Genomic DNA, 18,774 nt, shown 5'->3' on the forward strand with positions numbered 1-18,774 from the left:
GCGGCCACCACGGCAGCCTGTTCGCCCAGTGAAGTGATGTTCATGAATGGCTGCGCCCGAGTCTCTGCCCCTCGCCGTCCGCTGTCAACGGGCCCCGGCCGGAACCCGGTCAGCCGCCGGGGCGGGCCGGCACGTCCCTGACCACCGCGGTCAGACCGATGTCGAGTTCGGACCCGTCGACCAGCAGCGCCTCGACCGCCCGCCCGGCGGAGTCGATCTCGGCCTCGATGCCGTGGCCGGCGTAGCGGGGGTAGCCCGAGACCCCCGTCTCACCGGTCGCCTCGACGACGGCGGACCGTACGGCGCTGTCGACCACCGAGGCCTCGCCACGGGACTCGACGTGCTCGGGCACCAGCAGGATCTCGAAGCGCCGCGGGTGGCGGCTCGCGTACTGCGGTTGATGGCTCATGCTCCGAACGCTAGACACCCGGGGCCCCTGGCGCACCCCGTCCCGCGCACGGGTTCAGCTGGATTCGCGCGGCAGCGCGCGGGCGCCCATCAGGTCGTGCCGCTCGGGGGCGCCGTCCGGGTCGCGCACCACGCGGTCGACCAGTTCGGCCAGGTGGCGGCCGGTCACCATCTCGACGCGCACCGTGCTCAGACGGGGGCGCAGGAGCCTGCCGAGCAGCAGGTCGTCGGCGCCGATCACCGCGGCCTCGCCGGGGACATCGATGTCAGCGTCTTGGAGCGCGCGCATCAGGAGCATCGCGTACTCGTCGTTGTAGGCGAACACCGCGTCCAGACCCGACTCGCGCCAGCGGAGGGCGAGTTGGGATGCCGACTCCTCCGTGTACGCCATCGTGACCGGCTCGACGACCGCGTCCGTGCCGTGCGCGGCCTTGCGTGCGCCGGCCAGGCGGGGCCGGGAGAAGAGTTCGAGACCGGGCTCCTCGGGGATCAGCACACCGATCCGGCGACGGCCCCGCCCAAGGAGGTGGGCGACGGCGCTCTCGCCGACCTCGCGCTGGTCCATCACGAGCGCGTGGGCGCCCTCGACGCGCTGCGGGCCCAGTGTGATGACCGCGCGGGCCCCGGAGCGCTTGAGGAGCCGGACGCCCTGCGGAGTGAGCTCGATCTCGCCGAGCGAGACCACCGCGACCGGCCGCAGCTCGGCCCACGCGCGGGCCGCCTCTTCGGCGCCGAGCCCGAGGCTCCCGTACTGCACGACGGTGTAGTCGAGCCGGCGCAGCTCCCACTGGAGCTCGTTGAAGAACCGGCTGTAGAGCGGCCCCACCGGGATGTGGGAGGTCGGCAGCAGCACGATCCGGGTGTGCCCGGCACGCAGGCTGCGGGCCGCCGCGTGCGGCACATAGCCCAGTTCTTCGGCGGCGGCCCGCACCTTGATCCGGGTGGGCTCGCTGATCCGCACGGCCGAGGTGTTGTTGAGCACGTAGCTCACGGTCGCCCGGGAGACCCCGGCGAGCCTGGCCACGTCGGCACTGGTCGGGACGGGACGGTCGGCAGGCTGCTTGGGTGTCTGGCTCATCGCGATCGGCATCTTTCCAGACGCGTCCGGGCCGGGGTCTAGCGGATGGCCTGAATTCGATGCTACACAGTGGCTACGCACTCGTTTACACGTGTCACCGCCCAGCGTCACCGCCGTCGGTCACGGGCCGTCGACCCGTCGGCACCGGTGTCACCGGGAGTCCTCCACCGTCCGGAACCCTCATTCCGTCCCGGTGGGGCCCCGCGCCGCACGCGCTCGTACCCCTCGTCCGCCTCTTCCCACTCCTCGGAGGGCAGCGTGGCCCTTTCCTCCCCCGGCACCGGCATCCCCCTGGCCGTCACCGACCCGGCTCCCCGGCCCGCACGCGGGCTCCTTCCCCTGCTGCTGCTCGGCAACACCGCCCTGTACGCCCTCTACATCGGCGTGCCCGGGGTGCTGCTCGCGCTCCAGATCGAGCACATCGACGCGGCGCACAAGGTCGCCGACTTCGGTCTCGTCTCCGGCGTCTCGGCCATCTTCGCGACCGTGTTCAACCCGGTGGCGGGCGCGCTCTCCGACCGTTCGGGGCTCCGCAATCCCTGGATACTCGGCGGCGGCCTGCTGGCGCTGCCGGTCATGCTGCTGCTCGGCACGGTCCACACGCTGCTGCTCGTGACCATCGTGTGGTGTCTGGGCCAGGCCGTCCTCAACGTCTACCAGGCGGCCCTGACCTCGGTCGTACCCGACCGGGTGCCGCTGTCCGCCCGCGGCAGGGCCTCGGCCGCCGTCGGGCTCGGGCTGCCCTTCGGCTCCACCGTCGGCGCGCTGCTCGGCGCCGCCTTCTCCGATCACTACCGCACCGGCTACCTGGTCTTCGGCGCCCTCATCGCCGTCGCCGCGGTCGTGTTCACGGCCGGGACGCGCGAGGAGAGACGGCCGGCCAGGGCACCGCTCCCCTTCACCCGGCAGCTCTCCGCGTTCACCGGCGCGCTGCGCGACCACGACTTCCGCTGGGCGTTCATCGGCCGGGCCCTGCTCGTGCTCGGCTACTTCTCGGTGGCCGGATATCAGCTCTACATCCTCCAGGACCACACCCGTCTCCCGGCGGGCCTCTCGCCCGAACACGCGGTGGCGATCCTGACGCCGGTCAACGCCGTCGCCATGGTGGTCTCGACCGTGCTCGGCGGCTGGCTCTCCGACCGGCACGACCGGCGCAAGCTGTTCGTCGGGGCCTCGGCGGCACTGTCCGCGGCGGCCCTGGTCATTCCGGCCGTCTCGCCGAGCTGGTCCGCGATGATCGCGTTCGCGGTCGTCAACGGCCTGGGTTTCGGCTGCTACATGGCGGTCGACACCGCCCTCGTCACCCTCGTCCTGCCGAAGGCCGAGGACGCGGCCCGGGACATGGGCGTCCTCAACGTCGCCAACGCGGGCCCGCAGATCGTCGCCCCGTTCGCGGCCTCCCTGATCGTCTCGGCCAGTGGCGGCTACACCGCGCTCTTCCTGGCCGGAGCGGCGCTCTCGGTCCTGGGCGCGCTCGCCGTGCGCCCGATCAGGTCCGTGCGCTGACAGACGTACGGGCCCGGGCCCGCGCGTGCCTGACACGCGCGCCGGTCCGGGGCCGTATCCGTACGGTTCCGGGGCGGGCCCGCACCTGACCGCGCCGCCCGCCCCGGGCCCGTACACCCTCCGATCGACGGCACCACCGCACCGAAAGGCAAGATCGTGCAACTCAACACCCGCACCTGGGGAGAGGGCGACCGGGTCGCCCTCCTGATCCACGGGATCATGGCCGACCACCGCACCTGGCGGAAGGTGGGCCCGGCACTCGCCGACCGGGGCTATCGCGTCATCGCGGTGGACCTGCGCGGCCACGGCGCGAGCGGCCGCGGCGCGTACCGCCCCGAGCTCTTCGCCGACGACCTCGTCGAAACCCTGCCCGCCGGGGCCGAGTTGGCGATCGGCCACTCACTCGGCGCACTCTCCCTCTCGCTCGCCGCCGAGCGGCTGCGTCCGGCCCGCGCGGTCTACTCGGATCCGGCCTGGAACGTCAACTCGTCTCACGAGAGCGTCAGTCCGGAGCTCTTCGCCCAGTTCAAGGGGGCGACCCGGGAGATGATCGCGGAGCTCAACCCGCGCTGGGAGCGGGAGGACATCGACATCGAGCTGGCGACGCTGGGACTCTGGGACGAGAACACCGCCCTCGGCCTGGCCGCGATGTTCGGCTCGGACCTGGTCCCCGCGAAGGCCGTCGTCCCCTCGCTCGTCCAGCTCGCCGAGGCGAGCTTCCTCTACGACGCGACGGAGGCGGCCCGCCTCGCAGCGCGTGGCTTCGAGGTCCGTACCGTCAAGGGCGCGGGGCACACCATCCACCGCGACGACTTCGACGGGTTCATGGCCTCGCTCGACGGCTGGATCTGACGGCGTCGGGCGGCCGGACCCCCGTCCCGGCCGCCCCGCCGTCCTCGCTCAGGCCGGGAGCGCGTCGACCGTGGGCACGACGACCCCGAACAGGTCGGTGATCGCGGTGAGCGCGGCGGCCTGGAGGTCGTCAGCCCGAAGGACCGTGCCGTCGGGCGCGGCGAGGGAGCGGGTCGCCGTGGTCTCGGCGACGACCGTGGGCCGGTAGCCGAGGTTGAAGGCGCCCTGCGCGGTGTAGTTGACGCACATGTGGGTCATGAACCCGGCGATGACCAGGTCCTTGCCGCTGCCCGGGGCCGCGCCGAGGTCGGTGAGGGTCTGCTCCAGCTCGGTACGGTGGAAGGAGTTGGGGAACTGCTTGACGACGACGGGCTCCCCGTCCTTGGGGGCGACCTCGTCGCTGATGGCTCCGATGTGGGCGCGGATGTCGTACGGTCCGCCCTCACCCCCGTCGTTGACGATGTGCACGACCGGGGCGCCCTCGGCGCGGGCCCGCTCCAGCAGGCGTGCGCCGGCCGTGAGGGCTTCCCCGGCGCCTTCCAGGGCCATCACGCCGGTGCGGTAGGTGTTCTGGTAGTCGACCAGGATCAGGATCGAGTCGCCGAGCCGCGGCGGCCGGCTGTCCAGGCCCACCACCTCGCGCAGGGTCGCGGAGGCTTGGTGGGTGGAGGACTGGTGGGCGGAGTGGGCGGAGTTCTCTCGGGTGCTCATCTCGGGCCTTTCGTAAGGAAATTGACGGGGCATCAGATATCGGTGTGGTCATGGTTCCGGGCATGGCGAGGCCGTCCCGGCACGGCGAAGCCGTGGGGCCCGTGCTCGGGGAACCCGGGAAGAGGGGTCAGAGCTCAGGCGGGCTGGGTGCGGAAGCGTCGGCGGTAGGCGGCCGGGGTGGTGGCGAGCTGGCGTCTGACCGCCCGGTGCAGGGTCTCGACCGAGCCGAGTCCGGACGCGTTCGCGACCTCGTCCAGCGGGCAATCGGTGGTTTCCAGCAGGCGCCGGGCCGACTCGACCCGGGCGGCCTCGACATAGGAGGCGGGGCTCGCGCCGGTCTCCTGTTTGAAGACCCGGGCGAAGTGCCGCTCGCTCAGACACATGCGGGCCGCGAGGGCCTGGGCCGACAGGTCCTCGTCGAGGTGGTCGGCGATCCACAGGCGCAGCTCGTCGATGTCGCGCCGGGAGGTGGCGGGCCGGCTGAGCGGCACGGAGAACTGGCTCTGGCCGCCCTGCCGTCTGAGATACATCACCAACTGCCGGGCCACCGCCAGGGCGACGTCCTCCCCCCGGTCCTCGGCGACCAGGGCGAGCGCGAGGTCGAGGCAGGCGCTGATCCCGGCGCCGGTCCACAGCCGCCCCCGGTCCGAGCGGACGAAGATGGGGTCCGGGTCGACCGTGACGGCGGGGTGGTCGGCGGCGAGCTGAGCGGCCGTCAGCCAGTGCGTGGTCACCGTGTGGCCGTCGAGGAGCCCGGCCGCGGCGAGGACATGGGCGCCCACGCACACCGAGGCCACCCGGCGGGCGTGCCGTGCGGTGTCCTTCACCCAGGACACGACGTCCGGGTCGATGCGGGCGACGGGCCCCGCGTCGGTGAGGTCGACCGCGCCGGGCACGAGCAGGGTGTCCACGCGTCGGCCGGCCTCCGCGAACGACAGGTCGGCGATCAGCCGCACGCCCGCCGATGTGCGGACCTCTCCGGCGGCGGGGCCGGCGAGGCACACCTCGTACCCGGCACGGCCGCCGGTCTCCCGGTTGGCCAGGGCGAAGACCTCGGCCGGTCCGGTGACGTCCAGGAGGTCGACGTCGGGGAAGACCGCGATGACGACCCGGTGCGAAGTGGGCATGCACCCATCCTCCGCGCCCGCTCCGGTGGCCGCAATGACGATTCCCTGTCACATCCGGACACGGGCCCGCTCCGGCTCGTCCGGGCCGCCGCGCCGGGCACGCCCGGGCTCAGTCCCGGCGCCGGGCGGCCCAGACCGTGCGCTCGGTGCGCACCGCGAGGTCGTCACGGTTCACGATGCCCTGCGGACTCCCGGTGTCGAGGAGCCGGTCGTACGCGGCGAGGTCCTCGGCCGACAGGTTCTGGACGACGGTGTCGCGCATGCGGAGCAGGCTCTGGAGGGCATAGCGGCCGACGGCGTCGCTGTGGGAGCGGTCGAGGTGCACGGTGATCGTGCGGTGGTCCTCGATGGTGAACCCGGCCTCGGCCAGCATGGGTCCCCAGTCGGCGCCGCGGTTCGGCACGTGCTCGGCGTGGTGGCGCTCGCTCGCGGCGTGGCTGCGCTCCTCCAGACCGGGGCGCTCGGACGGGGCGTCCTCGGGCAGGAAGCGCGGGAAGCCGGACAGTTCGACGACGGCGAAGAGGCCGCCGGGCACGAGCAGGTCGTGAACCGCCCGCAGGGTGCGGTCCGGGTCGGCCATGTGGTGCATCGAGGCCGAGGCCCAGACGAGTTCCGGCGCACCGAGTTCGGGCCACTCGTCGTCCAGGTCGGCCCGCACCGTGCGGATCCGGTCGGCCACTCCCCTGTCCTCGGCCTTCTCGCGCAGACGGCGCAGATGGTCCGCCGAGCTGTCGACGGCGGTCACCTCGGCCTCGGGGAAGCGGGTGAGCAGGGCGAAGGTGCCGGTGCCGGTCCCGCAGCCCAAGTCCACGATGTGGCGCGGGTCGGCGGTGAGCGGGAGGGAGGCGGTGATGGAGGCGATGTGCTCGGCGAGCACGGCGGCGTCCAGGTCGAGGATCTCGGCCTCGCCGTCGGCGTCGTGCCGGAAGGGCTGGGAGTGGGTGTGGGCTCGGTGCGCGGCGTGGCCGTGGCCGGCGTGCTGGTCGGGCGCGGTCTTCGGGCTTGCGTGACTCATGCCGCCCACGCTAAGCCGGTCGCGCGGGCGCGGCACGGCGCGCCCCCGAATGCGCAAGACGATGCCCCGATCGGCTGCCGAACGCGCAAGAAACCCGCTGACCTGCGGCGGCCCCGCTCGTCAGGCGGCCGCTGCCCGGCTCCGCCGGGGGCGGCCCGGCTGCTCAGGCGGGCCGTCGGCCACCGCGCCGACCACCGTTCTCGGCGCCGTTCTCGCCACCGCTCCCGCCACCGTTCTCGGCGCGCTGGTGGCCGCGCCGGGCGTCCCGGTCGAAGATGCCGAGGACCTCGCACGGGCCGCCCTCCGCGCCCATGGCGTGCGGCAGCATCGTGGGGAACTCCGCGGCCTGGTTCGTCTCCACCCGGATGCGGCGGTTGCCGAGCAGCAGGACCGCGGTGCCGGACAGCACGACGAGCCATTCGCGGCCGGGGTGGGCGCGCATCCGCGCGGGGCTGTCGGGCGGCGGCTCGGTCATGCGCTGGCGGATGACGCTCATGCCGGGGTCTGCCCTGACCGGCCAGCGCAGTTGTCCTCGGGTGGCGTCGACCGTCGGGCTGATGATGACGTCCTCGGCGGCGGTCTCCACGAGCTGGTCCAGCGTCGTGTCCAGGGCGCGGGCGAGGGTGACCAGGCTGTCCAGGGCGAGACGGCGCTGCCCGTTCTCGATCCGGCTGAGCGTGGACTGGCTGAGGTTGGCCCGCGAGGCCAGCTCGTCGAGGGACCAGCCCTGGGCCAGCCGCAGGGCGCGGATCCGTTTGCGTACCAGACCGTCCAGGTCGCCGTCGTTCTGCGTCATGGGCCATACGGTATGCCGCACCCGTACGGGCTGCCCGGCCGGTCCGTTACGCTCCCCCGATGAGCGAGGACATGGTGGGACTGCCCGGCCGGGTGTCCGGAACGGTCGGGCCCGGGCTCGTGGGTGAGGTCATCGTCAGGATCCGGGGCGGGGCCGAGCACTTCCTGGCCCACCCCGCGCCGGGCACCGGCCGACTGGAGACGGGGACGGTGGTGACGGTGGTGGAATATCTGCCTCCGCGCACGGTCTACGTGATGGCCGCATACGACAACTGAGCACTCCCACGCTCACGTTGGCCCCCGTCTTCACCTGCACGTTCACCGGTGCGTATCAAGATTGCGACAAGGAATCGTCAGCGTCTTCCCGCCATCGGCGGCCAGGAGCAAACTCCCCTCGTCAGTGCCGAGCGGCACTGCGTGAAGGGGGCGTATGCCGATGGTCATCGGCGTCGCGGCGGGACTCGTTCTCGCCGCCATCATCGTTCTGGTAGGCCTGTTCAAGCTCATGTGGCGGGTGGCCGAACCGAACGAAGCACTCGTCATCTCCGGGTCCAAGCACCGGACCGAGGGGCTCGGCGAGGGCATGGGGTTCCGGATCGTCACCGGTCGGGGGACCCTGGTACTGCCCGGTGTGCAGGCGGTCAGGAAACTGTCGCTCGATCTCAACGAGACCGAGCTGTCGGTGGACTGTGTGACCCAGCAGGGCATTCCGCTGCGGGTGCGCGGCGTGGTCATCTTCAAGGTGGGCGACGACTTCGTGTCGATCGCGAACGCGGCCCGCCGCTTCCTCGACCAGCAGAAGATGATGTCGGACCGGGTGCACAACGTCTTCGCCGGTCATCTCCGTTCCATCGTGGGCGGGTTGACGGTCGAGGACATGATCCGGGACCGCGAGAAGCTCACCGGGCAGACCCGGGCGGCCTGCGGTACGGAGATGGAGAAGCTGGGCCTGATCGTCGACTCGCTCCAGATCCACGAGATCGAGGATCCGACCGGTTACATCAAGAACCTGGCGATGCCGCACGCCGCCGCGGTGCAGCGGGACGCGCGGATCGCGCAGGCCGAGGCGAACCTGCGGGCCACCGAGGCCGAACAGGCCGCGTTCGCGCGGATGTCGGAGGCGACCCGGGACAGCGAGATCCTCCAGGCCGGCTATCAGGCCGAGCGGGACAAGGCCGCGGCCAGCTCGCGCCAGGCGGGCCCCCTCGCGGACGCCGCCGCCCGCCAGGAGGTGGTGGTCCAGGAGACCCGGGTCGCCGAGCTGGAGGCCCACCGCCGCGAGCAGCAGCTCCAGGCGGACGTACGCAAGCCGGCCGACGCCCAGGCGTACGAGAAGCGCACGCTGGCCGAGGCCGAGCGTGACGCCCGCATCTCGGCCGCGCAGGCCAAGGCCAAGGAGACCGAGCTCGCCGCGGCGGCCGAGGCGACCCGGGTGAAGGCGGCCGCGGCAGCCGAGGCCCAGGCCACCGAGGCGCGCGGGCTCGCGGCCGCGAAGGCGACCCGGGCGACGGGCGAGGCCGAGGCGGCGGCGACGCAGGCCAGGGGCCTCGCGCAGGCCGAGTCGGCGAAGGCCCAGGGCCTCGCGGAGGCCGAGGCCATCAAGGCGCGGGCGGCGGCCCTGGCGGAGAACCAGGAGGCCGTGGTCGCCCAGCAACTCGCCGAGAACTGGCCGCAGATCGTGGAGGCGGGGGCCTCCGCCTTCGGCAACGTGGAGCACATGGTGCTCCTGAACGGCGCCGAGGGCATGTCGGAGATGTTCGCGAAGGCGCTGACGATGGGCGGCACGGGCCTGGGTCTCGCACGTCAGCTGCTCGCGTCGATGAACCAGAACGGCGATGCCCCGACCGGGCGGTCCCCGGCCGCCCCTTCGCCCCGCTCCAAGACCATACCGATCACGGAGGAGGCCAACGGCACGCGCAACTAGGCCTGGATGAAAGGAAGTCGGCTCCCCTCCGGCGACCGGAGGGGGGCCGACTGCCGTATCGGCTCAGGCCGCCAGCGTCTCCGCGGTCTGCTGGTCGAGGTACTCCTCGTGGATCTCGCGCGGCCCGAACGGCCAGACCTTCTCGAAGCGCGCCCACAGCACGAAGGCCACACAGCCGAGCGCCAGCCAGGCCAGCGACCACTCGATGGGGTGGCGGCCCGGCGAGTTCTTGTCGGAGTAGCCGTAGATGGTGAGCCAGCCGATCAGGGCGACCAGACTCGGCAGCGGGTAGAGCCACATCCGGTACGGGCGGCGCAGTGCGGGCTGGCGTTTGCGCAGTACGGTCACGGCGAGGATCTGCGCGAGCGCCTGCACGATGACCATCACCGTGGTGAGCAGCTGGATGAGGGTGGTCAGATCGGTGCGTCGGCCGATCATGAAGCCGATGGCGGTGATGACCCCCATGGTGGCCAGGCCCAGCATCGGGAAGCGGTGGCGGGGGTGCAGCTTGGCGTAGGGGCGGAAGAACACCTTGTCGCGTGCGGCGTCGTACGGGACCCGGGAGCCGCCGAGGAGTCCGGCGAACACCGAGGCGAAGGCGGTGACGAGGATGAGAACGGTCACCACGTCGGCGGCGGTTCTGCCCCAGGCCTTCTCCAGGACGGCGGAGGCCACGGACGAGGAGGCGATGTCGTTCGGGTCCAGCATCCGGTGGTAGTCGATCACGCCGAGGGTGCCGATCTGGAGCAGCAGATAGATCGCCATGATGCCGAAGATGGAGTAGATGATGGAGCGCGGCAGGGTGCGTCCGGGGTCCTTGATCTCGGCGCCCATGTAGGCGGTGGTGTTGTAGCCGAGGTAGTCGTAGATCCCGATGGTGAGTCCGGCCGCGAAGCCGATCCAGAAGTGACTGCTCGTCAACTCGAAGGCGCCGGCCGGGTAGTGGAACGCGAGGCGGGGGCTGAAGTCGGTGGCGGCGGCGAGGATCACCAGGCCCACGGAGGCGATCATCACCACCCACATCACGGCGGTGATCCGGGCGATGTTCTCGATCCCCCGCCACAGGAGCAGGACCACCAGCGCGATGATGCCGAGCCCGATCAGGTCGCCGGCGGTCTCGCCGAGGCCGGGGGCGAGATAGCCGAGGTACTGCACGAACCCGACGACGCCGGTGGACATGGCGAGCGGGATGAAGAGCATCGCCGTCCACACGAAGAGGAACGGCATGAGGCGGCCCGTGCGGTACTGGAAGGCCTGGCGCAGATAGACGTAGCTGCCACCGGAACCCGGCAGCGAGGCGCCGAGTTCGGCCCAGATCAGACCGTCCGCGAGCGCGAGGACCGCGCCCGCCACGAACCCGATGACGGCCTGGGGTCCACCGAAGGCGGCGACCATCAGGGGAATGGTCACGAAGGGGCCGATGCCGCACATCTGGCTCATGTTGATGGCGGTGGCCTGGAACAGTCCGATCCGGCGGACGAAGCCGCCGGAGGGCGGAGGGGTTGCGGACACGGGGTCCTCCCTGGGCTGATGTCTGGATAAGGAAGCTACTGCCGACGCGTGGCGCAGGGATTCCCCTCGACGTTGGGCGTGCTTAAGTTAAGTACCCTTACTTTCACCGTCAAGGGGTCGTCAGTGGGCAGCTCGGACCGATGCGTGAGAATGATGCGATGACCAGCAGTGACGAGGGTGGCGACCTGCCCTGGAACCCACAGCGCCAGCGCAGTTCCAACGAGCGCCTGCTGCTCGACCGGCTGCGCGCCGAGGGTCCGGCCTCCCGGGCCCAGCTCGCCCGCGACACCGGCCTTTCCAAGCCCACCGTGTCCAGTGCGCTCGCCTCCCTCGAAGCGGCCGGCCTGGTCCGCGAGGCGGGCACGATGATCCCCGAGCGCGGCCGGGCCGCCGTGCTGTACGCGCCGGACCCGACGGCCGGTTACGCGCTGGGCATCGACATCGGCCGGGCCTGGCTGCGGATCGCCCTGGCCGACCTGGACGGCACCGTGGTGGCCCGCTCCGAGGTCCGCAACCACGCGCGCACCTCGGCCGGCATGGCCGATCTCGTCGTCACCAGCGCCCACCGGCTCGTCGAGGGTTCGGGCGTGGACGCGGACAAGGTCGCCCAGGCCGTGGTCGGCACACCGGGCGTGTACGACGCCGAGAAGCGCCGGGTCCGCTACGCGCAGCACCTGCCGGGCTGGGGCAGGCCGGGCCTGTTCGACCAGATGCGGGAGCGGCTCGGCATGCCGCTGGCCGTGCACAACGACGCCAATCTGGCGGCCCTCGGCGAGTACACCTTCGGCATCGGGGCGGGCAGCCGGCTCTTCGTGTACGTCATGATCGGCACCGGTCTCGGCATGGGAGTGGTCAGCGAGGGCCAGCTCTTCACGGGCGCGCACGGTGGTGCGGGCGAGATCGGTTTCCTGCCGTGGCCGGGCGGTCAGAAGCCGGACACCCTGGAGGGCGCGGTCTCCGGCGACGCGGTCGTCGCGGCCGCCCGCTCGCTCGGCATGGCGGGCCCCCTCACCGCGAAGGACGTCTTCGACGCGGCGCGGGCCGGAACGTCCGCCGCCGTCAAGGCGGTTCGGCTGGAGGGCGAGCGGATCGCGCACACCGTCGCGGTGGTCGCGGCCGTTCTCGACCCCGATCTCGTGATACTCGGCGGCGGCGTCGGCCACAGCGCGGACCTGCTGCTTCGCCCCGTGCGCGAGACGCTGCGGGCGCTCACTCCGCTGCGGCCGAAGCTGGCGCGGAGCTCGCTCGGCGAGGACGCGGTGCTGCTCGGCGCGGTGGCGACGGCGCTCGGCACGGCACGGGACGTGGCCTTCGAACGCCGCGCGGCGCACTGAGGACACCGCGTCACCCCTCAGGCCTGTGATTGACATGCCCCTATCACCGCCTCCAACATCCTTGGTAAGTAAGTAAAGTTCCTTTACTTGTCGCCCCATGGACAAGCACCCGAACCAGCACATGACGAAGCACCTGCACAAGCACCTGTAGCGATGCGCGGAAGTCCCGACCAGCCCCCTGGGAGACCACCGTGTTCCACCGCCCCGTATCCACGCACCCGAAGACCGCCGCCGTCGCGGTGCTCGGGCTGCTCCTCGCCCTGACCGCCGGAACTCCGTCGGCCACGCCCGACGCCCACCCCGTGCATACCCGCGCCACACCGGTCGACCCGGCCCCGGGCCACGCGACCGCCCTGGCCGGGTACGACATCCGGTCGACGGCCGAGGTCGCCGACCCCCCGGCGGCCGTGTCGAGCCCCGGCTACCCCACGGCGGGCTGGTACCCGGCCGGCGCCCGCTCCACGGTCCTCGCGGCGCTGCTCGCGACCGGCAAGTACGCCGACCCCTTCTACTCGACCGACCAGCAGAAGATCCCGAAGGCGGACTTCGCGGTCCCCTGGTGGTACCGCTCGGACTTCACCGTCGCCGACACCGCGTCGCGCACCTACCTCGACTTCAGCGGGGTGATCTCGGCGGCCGACGTCTTCGTCAACGGCAAGCAGGTCGCCGGCAAGAGCACCGTCACCGGGGCCTACACCCGACACGAGCTGGACGTGAGCGAGTTGGTCAGGGCGGGCACGAACACGGTGGCCTTCCGCATCCAGCCCAACGACCCCGCCAAGAACCTCACGATGGGCTGGATCGACTGGCTGCAACCGCCGCCCGACGAGAACATGGGCATCGTCCGCGACGTGCTGGTCCGGCGCGGCGGCCCGGTCGCGTTGCGCGACGCGCATGTGATGACGGCCCTCACGGTGCCGTCGCTGTCCTCGGCCGACCTGACCGTGAAGGCCCGGGTCCGCAACGACTCGGCGGCCCCGGTCACCGCGACGGTCTCCGGCACGATCGGTGGCCTCTCCTTCAGCCAGGACGTGGGACTCGCCCCGCACGAGACGAGAGCGGTCACCTTCTCTCCCCTCACCCACCCCCAACTCCGGCTGACAGCACCGCGGGTGTGGTGGCCGGCGGGCATGGGCGGCCAGCCGCTCTACGCCCTCGACCTGACGGCGACGGTCGCCTCCCGCACCTCCGACACCGCCCACGAGTCGTTCGGCATCCACGATGTGAAGGCTCCGCTCAACGCGGCGGGAGCCCGCCAGTACGTGATCAACGGGCGTCCGCTGCTGATCAAGGGCGGCGGCTGGTCCCCCGACGAGTATCTGCGCTGGGACCGCACCTCTGTCGAGGACCGGCTCAAGTACGCCCTGGACCTGGGGCTCAACACCATCCGCCTGGAGGGGCACATCGAGCCGGACGAGTTCTTCGACCTGGCCGACCGCTACGGCATCCTCACCCTGCCCGGCTGGGAGTGCTGCGACAAGTGGGAGGGCCAGGTCAACGGCGCCGAGACGGGCGACCCGTGGACGGCGGCCGACTACCCGGTCGCGAAGGCGTCCATGGCCGCGGAGGCGGCCCGTCTGCGCGACCACCCCAGCGTGATCTCCTTCCTGATCGGCAGCGACTTCGCGCCGGACCGGACGATCGAGAAGACGTATGTCGAAGCACTCGGCGCGGCGGACTGGCCGACGCCGGTGATCGCCGCCGCGTCCGACAACTCGGCACCCATCAGCGGTAGTTCGGGCATGAAGATGACCGGGCCCTACGACTGGGTGCCGCCCGGCTACTGGTACAACAAGCAGGAGGGCGGGGCCACCGGCTTCAACTCCGAGACCAGCGCGGGCCCCGACATCCCCACGCTCGACACCCTGCGCCGCATGCTGTCACCGTCCGAGCTCGACACCCTCTGGCGGTCCCCCTCGGCCAAGCAGTACCACCGCTCCCCCTCGGCCACCTTCGCCACGCTCAAGCTGTACGACGACGCCCTGGCGGGGCGTTACGGCGCCCCCACCGGCCTCGACGACTACGTGCGCAAGGCGCAGCTCGCGCAGTACGAGAACGTCCGGGCCCAGTTCGAGGCGTACGGCCGTAACGCCAAGGACGCCTCGAAGCCCTCGACCGGCGTCGTGTACTGGATGTTCAACAGCGGATGGACCTCCCTGCACTGGCAGTTGACGGACCGTTACCTGGACCAGGGCGGCGCCTACTTCGGCGCGAAGAAGGCGAACGAACCGCTGCACATCCAGTACTCCTACGACACGCGCGCGGTGACCGTGGTCAACAGCCGCCCAACCCCGGCCTCGGGACTGACCGCACACGTCTCGCTCCACACCCCGGACGGCACCCGGAAGTACGACCGGACGGCGACGGGCCTGAACGTCGCCGGCGACGGCGCGAGCACCACGGCCCTGACGGTCCCCGCGTCGGTGAGCGGCCTCCCCGCCACCTACCTGGCGAAGCTCGTCCTCACCGACGCCTCGGGCCGGGAGGTGAGCCGCAATGTGTACTGGCTCTCCACCAAGCCCGACACGCTCGACTACACCCACACCGACTGGTTCCACACCCCGACCACGTCCTACGCCGACCTGAAGGGACTGGCCGCCATGCCGAGCGCGACGGTGACGGCGGCGGGCGCGACCACGAGGGACCCGGGCGGCACCTCGACGACGACGGTGACCGTGCGGAACACGGGCTCCGGGCCGGCCCCGGCGCTCCTCACGGACGTACACCTGGTGGACGCGAAGGGCACCCCCGTCCTGCCGGTCCACTGGTCGGACAACCAGGTGAGCCTGTGGCCGGGCGAGTCGGCGACCCTGACCGCGACCTACCGCACGGCGGACCTGCACGGCTCGGCGCCACGCCTGCGGGTGTCCGGGTGGAACACGCCCACGATGATCACGCCCGGGGGTTGACGCGGCCTCCGTTTGACATGCAGCCGTCCGGGTGCCAATCATGGAGAGGCAGCCGGATGGCTGCATGACTGAAGGTGACGCCCCGTGGACGACGTGTTCAAGGCTCTGGCGGATCCGAGCCGCCGACAGCTGCTCGACCGGCTCGGGGACCGCGACGGACAGACCCTGCGGGAGCTGTGCGCGGGGCTCGACATGGCCCGTCAGTCGGTGAGCAAACACCTCACCGTCCTGGAGAGCGCCGGTCTCATCACCACGGTGCGCCGGGGGCGGGACAAGCTGCACTACGTGAACGCCGTCCCGATCAACGCCATCGCCGAGCGGTGGATCAGCCGCTTCGACCGCGGCAGGGTCACCGCCCTCGCGGACCTGAAGAGAGCACTGAAGCAGACCGTCATGGACAGCAGGACGTTCGTGTACACGACCTACATCGCCACCACCCCGGAACGGCTGTGGCAGGCCCTCACCGAGCCCGCCTTCACGGAGCGGTACTGGGGCGTGGCCTTCGAGAGCGACTGGACCGAGGGCTCCCCGCTCGTCTGGAAGCAGGGCGGAGCCACGATGAGCGACCCCGAACAGGTGGTCCTCGTATCCGACCCGTACCGCCGGCTCGCCTACACCTGGCACACGTTCACCGAGCAGTGGGCGCAGGCGGTGGGCATCGCGGAGGAGGTGCGCGCCGAACTCGCCGTGGAGCGCCGCTCGACCGTCACCTTCGATCTCGAACCCCTGGGCAGTCAGGTCGAGTTGACCGTGACCCAGGACTTCGACCCCGAGGGCATCCTGCACGACATGTGCAGCCAGGGCTGGCCGCCGATCCTCTCCAGCCTGAAGACCCTTCTGGAGACCGGCGAGCCGCTGCCCGCGCGCTGAGGCGTGGCGGGGAAGCTCCACCCGGAGCGTGCCGACGCGCACGGTTCCGTCGCGGGGCGCGCGTGCCCCGGCCGGCGTCCCACCGGGGGTGCGCCGCGACAACGGTCAAGCACGCGGCACCGGCCAGTGGTCCGGTCCTTTTCCCTCCGTCGTGATCCGGCCATGTTCAGGCCCGTCCCAGGACCGGCCACACCGCGGGGTCCTCGAAGCCGAGGGCCCAGATCGCGGTGTGGTGGATGCCGTAGCGGCTCAGGACCGGCAGGTCCGCGGTGATGCCCGCCGCGTCCTGGTACCAGACCTGCCGGACGGCGCCGGCCTCCTCATAGGTGAAGTGGGGCGTGCTGGAATCGGGGTCGAGACGGTACGGGGCGCCCTTCGCCGCACGCAGGGCCTCGGCCTCCTTCCAGGTCACGTGGCGGGTCTTCCCGCCCTCCACCCAGTCCCAGCCGTACGCGGGCACGCCCATCTCCAGGCGGTCGGCGGGGATCAGCGCGGTGGCCCGGCGCAGGATGTCGTCGTACCACTGGGGGCTGGCCAGCGGGCCCGCGTCGCCGCCCTGCCAGTGCAGGTCGTACCCCATGACGCGGACCCGGTCCGCGACCCGGCCGAGCGCCGCGTAGTCCCAGATCCGTCCCGTGGTCGCGGTCTGCGGGGACACCGTGAGCACGCAGCTCTTGGCCAACGCGCGCAGCCGCCCGCACAGTTCGCCGGCGAAGGCGGCATAGGCGGCGCGCACCGCGAGGTAGTCGGCCTCGCCGGTCGGGGCGATCGACTCGTAGTCGATGTCGATCCCGTCGTACGCCCGGCTGCGCACCAGCGCGAGCAGCGCCTCCACATGGGTGGTACGCGTGGCCGGATCCGTGAGGATCTCCGCGAGTTCGCCCGCCTTCAGCGTCTCCATGACGGTCGGCACGACCTTGATGCCCGCCTGGTGCAGGCCGTCGATGATGCGGATCTCGCCCGCGCCGGGGTGGCCGTCGATCCGGTCGGCCGCCTTCGCCTGATACCAGAACGGGCTGACGGTGTGCAGTTGGGCGGCGTGCCGCAGCACATCGGCGTACGCGCCCTCCTGGTCCCAGTACGGAAGCCAGCCGGAGACGGTGCGCGGCAGGGGCGGCGGGAGCGGTTCTTCGGCGCGTGCCGGGGAGTGGAGGAGGGCGGTCAGGGTCGCGGCGGTGGCGCACAGGGCGGCGAGGCGCGTTCGTGCGCCGGAGCGGAGGGCCATGCGTCCGAGCCTGCGGCCCGACCGGCCCACCCGCTCCACGCATTGGGCCGTACAGGCCCTACGGTGTCCGGATGACCGCATATCTCGACGACCACACCGACCGCCCGCCGCTGCCCGGCCAGAGCGGCCCGAGCGCCACCAGCCAGGCCGACCCCCACGGGGTGGCGGCCGTGCGCATGGACTACGCCCCGGACCGTGACGGCGACCCCGACCCCGGCGAGATCGTGTGGACCTGGGTCCCGTTCGAGGAGAACGACGGACGCGGCAAGGACCGGCCGGTGCTCGTGGTGGCCCGCGAGGCGGCCGGCACGCTGCTCGCCGTGCAGCTGTCCAGCAAGCGGCACGACCACGACCGCGAGTGGGTGCCGATCGGCGTCGGCCCCTGGGACCGGGAGGGCCGTGAGTCCTGGGTCGACCTCGACCGGGTGCTGCGGCTGCACGAACAGGGGATGCGCCGTGAGGCCTGTGCCCTGGACCTGCCCCGCTTCGCCCTGGTCGCGGAGCGGCTGCGCGAGCGGTACGGCTGGCGCTAGGGCCCGTCCGGCCTCGTTCCCGATGAACGCCCCGGCCCGCCGCCGTCGCTCCGGGCCGGGACACCGGGTCCGACCCACCCGCGCTGCACGCACCGCTGTTTCCAGGCGAGTTCGAACGCCCGCAATGTGGCCCGCTCGCTGCCGCGGTCGAGGACCGCGAAGACGATCTCGTCGAAGTGGGCCGCGAACCGGCCCTCCCCCGTCAGGTGTGTGCGGAAGGCCGCGGCCACCCGCGCCGGGTCGTTCCGGAACACCCCGCAGCCCCACGCCCCGAGCACCAGACGCCGGTAGCCGTGCAGAGCCGCCGTCTCCAGCACGCGTTCGGCCCGCGCGTCGAGGGCGGGCCCGATGCGGGGTGCGGCTTCGGGCGTACGGGACCTGATCACTCCCGCGTTCGGCGCCGGCGAGGTCAGGAAGCCCACCTGGTAGGGCGTCTCCAGGAACCGGCCGCGGTCGTCGCGGAACACCGGGACGCCGGGCGAGTGGATGACCCGGTCGGTGTAGAACACGTCCCGGTCCGCGCGGTGGTGGGCATAGAAGTCCGGGACCCGCAGCAGCGTGGCGTACAGGGCGGAGGAGCGGCACAGCGCCTCCTCCTGGGCCTGGGCGCCGTTGAGGAAACCGCCGCCGGGGTTGCGTGCGGAGGCGAAGGTGAGCACCGCGACCCTGCCCGTGCCGTCCGCGTCCACCATCCGCCGGGCCGCGTCGAGGCTGCTCTCCGGGGTGACCTCGATGCGGGTCGAGCGATCGCGGTCGGGGGTGACGGGGACGGGGTCCGGGCCGTGCAGGGTGGTTCCGGCGAGGGCGGCCGCCACCGGCTCGGCGATCGACACCGTGCGGCCGTTTCCGGTCGCGTACCGTCCGATGTCGGTGATCTCCACCGTGTGGCGGGCAATCCCGCGCAATCGTACACTCATGAACGGCATCGTGAACGTGTGCGAAAGATTGTCGCAATCGAATATCCGCCCGGGGAGG

17 protein-coding genes are annotated in these 18,774 nt (G+C 71.9%); 8 read left to right on the forward strand and 9 right to left on the reverse strand.

What is annotated here, in order from left to right:
- Nucleotides 1-109 precede the first annotated feature (109 nt).
- Together ACFYNP_RS32490 and ACFYNP_RS32495 are read right to left on the reverse strand one after the other, a co-directional pair.
- Complete coding sequence (locus tag ACFYNP_RS32490) at nt 110-409, reverse strand: hypothetical protein (RefSeq protein WP_388790581.1); 300 nt, start codon at nt 407-409, stop codon at nt 110-112.
- A gap of 54 nt (nt 410-463) precedes the next feature.
- On the reverse strand, nt 464-1,486 hold the full coding sequence (locus ACFYNP_RS32495; protein ID WP_388404896.1) for a LacI family DNA-binding transcriptional regulator: 1,023 nt from the start codon (nt 1,484-1,486) through the stop codon (nt 464-466).
- Nucleotides 1,487-1,744: 258 nt separating this feature from the next.
- Here ACFYNP_RS32495 and ACFYNP_RS32500 point away from each other — a divergent pair, with 258 nt between their 5' ends.
- Nucleotides 1,745-2,992, forward strand: coding sequence for an MFS transporter (locus ACFYNP_RS32500; protein ID WP_388790584.1), 1,248 nt, complete (start codon nt 1,745-1,747; stop codon nt 2,990-2,992).
- A gap of 156 nt (nt 2,993-3,148) precedes the next feature.
- Nucleotides 3,149-3,844 carry an alpha/beta fold hydrolase gene (locus ACFYNP_RS32505; RefSeq protein ID WP_388790588.1) on the forward strand — a complete coding sequence of 232 codons (696 nt, stop codon included), beginning with the start codon at nt 3,149-3,151 and terminating at the stop codon, nt 3,842-3,844.
- Between the two features lie 48 nt (nt 3,845-3,892).
- Here ACFYNP_RS32505 and ACFYNP_RS32510 read toward each other — a convergent pair whose 3' ends face one another.
- From ACFYNP_RS32510 to ACFYNP_RS32525, 4 genes are all read right to left on the reverse strand, one after another.
- Nucleotides 3,893-4,555, reverse strand: a complete 663-nt coding sequence (locus ACFYNP_RS32510) for a cysteine hydrolase family protein (RefSeq protein WP_388790590.1) — start codon at nt 4,553-4,555, stop codon at nt 3,893-3,895.
- 134 nt (nt 4,556-4,689) lie between these two features.
- Complete coding sequence (locus ACFYNP_RS32515) at nt 4,690-5,682, reverse strand: GlxA family transcriptional regulator (RefSeq protein ID WP_388404888.1); 993 nt, start codon at nt 5,680-5,682, stop codon at nt 4,690-4,692.
- Nucleotides 5,683-5,791: 109 nt separating this feature from the next.
- Nucleotides 5,792-6,697 (reverse strand): class I SAM-dependent methyltransferase, encoded by a 906-nt coding sequence (locus ACFYNP_RS32520; protein ID WP_388404885.1) that lies wholly within the window; start codon nt 6,695-6,697, stop codon nt 5,792-5,794.
- Nucleotides 6,698-6,860: 163 nt separating this feature from the next.
- Complete coding sequence (locus ACFYNP_RS32525) at nt 6,861-7,493, reverse strand: helix-turn-helix domain-containing protein (RefSeq protein WP_388790592.1); 633 nt, start codon at nt 7,491-7,493, stop codon at nt 6,861-6,863.
- A gap of 71 nt (nt 7,494-7,564) precedes the next feature.
- Here ACFYNP_RS32525 and ACFYNP_RS32530 point away from each other — a divergent pair, with 71 nt between their 5' ends.
- Both ACFYNP_RS32530 and ACFYNP_RS32535 read left to right on the forward strand, forming a co-directional pair.
- Entirely contained in the window at nt 7,565-7,768 is a 204-nt protein-coding gene (locus ACFYNP_RS32530; protein ID WP_100578928.1) for a hypothetical protein, read from the forward strand.
- A 154-nt stretch (nt 7,769-7,922) separates the two neighbouring features.
- A complete protein-coding gene (locus ACFYNP_RS32535; RefSeq protein ID WP_388790594.1) occupies nt 7,923-9,416 on the forward strand; it encodes a flotillin family protein in 1,494 nt (497 codons plus the stop codon).
- A 63-nt stretch (nt 9,417-9,479) separates the two neighbouring features.
- Here the strand turns inward: ACFYNP_RS32535 and ACFYNP_RS32540 are convergent, their stop codons facing one another.
- Nucleotides 9,480-10,928: an APC family permease gene (locus ACFYNP_RS32540; protein WP_388790597.1), complete on the reverse strand. Its 1,449-nt coding sequence runs from the start codon at nt 10,926-10,928 to the stop codon at nt 9,480-9,482.
- A gap of 158 nt (nt 10,929-11,086) precedes the next feature.
- Between ACFYNP_RS32540 and ACFYNP_RS32545 the strand changes: the two genes are divergently transcribed.
- The 3 genes from ACFYNP_RS32545 to ACFYNP_RS32555 all read left to right on the forward strand — a co-directional run bounded on the left by ACFYNP_RS32545 (nt 11,087) and on the right by ACFYNP_RS32555 (nt 16,041).
- Nucleotides 11,087-12,262 (forward strand): ROK family protein, encoded by a 1,176-nt coding sequence (locus ACFYNP_RS32545; protein WP_388790600.1) that lies wholly within the window; start codon nt 11,087-11,089, stop codon nt 12,260-12,262.
- Nucleotides 12,263-12,453: 191 nt separating this feature from the next.
- The gene (locus tag ACFYNP_RS32550; RefSeq protein ID WP_388790603.1) at nt 12,454-15,171 is read left to right on the forward strand and encodes an exo-beta-D-glucosaminidase; all 2,718 of its coding nucleotides are present in this window, start codon (nt 12,454-12,456) and stop codon (nt 15,169-15,171) included.
- An 84-nt stretch (nt 15,172-15,255) separates the two neighbouring features.
- A complete protein-coding gene (locus ACFYNP_RS32555) occupies nt 15,256-16,041 on the forward strand; it encodes an ArsR/SmtB family transcription factor (RefSeq protein WP_388790605.1) in 786 nt (261 codons plus the stop codon).
- 166 nt (nt 16,042-16,207) lie between these two features.
- Here the strand turns inward: ACFYNP_RS32555 and ACFYNP_RS32560 are convergent, their stop codons facing one another.
- Nucleotides 16,208-17,266 carry a glycosyl hydrolase family 18 protein gene (locus ACFYNP_RS32560; RefSeq protein ID WP_388790608.1) on the reverse strand — a complete coding sequence of 353 codons (1,059 nt, stop codon included), beginning with the start codon at nt 17,264-17,266 and terminating at the stop codon, nt 16,208-16,210.
- 71 nt (nt 17,267-17,337) lie between these two features.
- Here ACFYNP_RS32560 and ACFYNP_RS32565 point away from each other — a divergent pair, with 71 nt between their 5' ends.
- Entirely contained in the window at nt 17,338-17,799 is a 462-nt protein-coding gene (locus ACFYNP_RS32565; protein WP_388404861.1) for a type II toxin-antitoxin system PemK/MazF family toxin, read from the forward strand.
- On the opposite strand, the gene ACFYNP_RS32570 is transcribed toward ACFYNP_RS32565, so the two are convergent.
- The gene (locus ACFYNP_RS32570; RefSeq protein ID WP_388404859.1) at nt 17,796-18,716 is read right to left on the reverse strand and encodes a TIGR02452 family protein; all 921 of its coding nucleotides are present in this window, start codon (nt 18,714-18,716) and stop codon (nt 17,796-17,798) included. The genes ACFYNP_RS32565 and ACFYNP_RS32570 overlap by 4 nt on opposite strands.
- Nucleotides 18,717-18,774 lie beyond the last annotated feature (58 nt).

Origin of the sequence: Streptomyces sp. NPDC006691, from assembly GCF_042869955.1 — a bacterium.
In the GTDB taxonomy this organism is placed as follows: domain Bacteria; phylum Actinomycetota; class Actinomycetes; order Streptomycetales; family Streptomycetaceae; genus Streptomyces.

What these genes read in the sequence shown, in the direction of transcription:
- ACFYNP_RS32490 (WP_388790581.1), bottom strand. Translation starts at nt 409, where the DNA reads ATGAGCCATCAACCGCAGTACGCGAGCCGCCACCCGCGGCGCTTCGAG.
- ACFYNP_RS32495 (WP_388404896.1), bottom strand. Translation starts at nt 1,486, where the DNA reads ATGAGCCAGACACCCAAGCAGCCTGCCGACCGTCCCGTCCCGACCAGT.
- ACFYNP_RS32510 (WP_388790590.1), bottom strand. Translation starts at nt 4,555, where the DNA reads ATGAGCACCCGAGAGAACTCCGCCCACTCCGCCCACCAGTCCTCCACC.
- ACFYNP_RS32515 (WP_388404888.1), bottom strand. Translation starts at nt 5,682, where the DNA reads ATGCCCACTTCGCACCGGGTCGTCATCGCGGTCTTCCCCGACGTCGAC.
- ACFYNP_RS32520 (WP_388404885.1), bottom strand. Translation starts at nt 6,697, where the DNA reads ATGAGTCACGCAAGCCCGAAGACCGCGCCCGACCAGCACGCCGGCCAC.
- ACFYNP_RS32525 (WP_388790592.1), bottom strand. Translation starts at nt 7,493, where the DNA reads ATGACGCAGAACGACGGCGACCTGGACGGTCTGGTACGCAAACGGATC.
- ACFYNP_RS32530 (WP_100578928.1), top strand. Translation starts at nt 7,565, where the DNA reads ATGGTGGGACTGCCCGGCCGGGTGTCCGGAACGGTCGGGCCCGGGCTC.
- ACFYNP_RS32535 (WP_388790594.1), top strand. Translation starts at nt 7,923, where the DNA reads ATGCCGATGGTCATCGGCGTCGCGGCGGGACTCGTTCTCGCCGCCATC.
- ACFYNP_RS32545 (WP_388790600.1), top strand. Translation starts at nt 11,087, where the DNA reads ATGACCAGCAGTGACGAGGGTGGCGACCTGCCCTGGAACCCACAGCGC.
- ACFYNP_RS32560 (WP_388790608.1), bottom strand. Translation starts at nt 17,266, where the DNA reads ATGGCCCTCCGCTCCGGCGCACGAACGCGCCTCGCCGCCCTGTGCGCC.
- ACFYNP_RS32565 (WP_388404861.1), top strand. Translation starts at nt 17,338, where the DNA reads ATGACCGCATATCTCGACGACCACACCGACCGCCCGCCGCTGCCCGGC.
- ACFYNP_RS32570 (WP_388404859.1), bottom strand. Translation starts at nt 18,716, where the DNA reads ATGAGTGTACGATTGCGCGGGATTGCCCGCCACACGGTGGAGATCACC.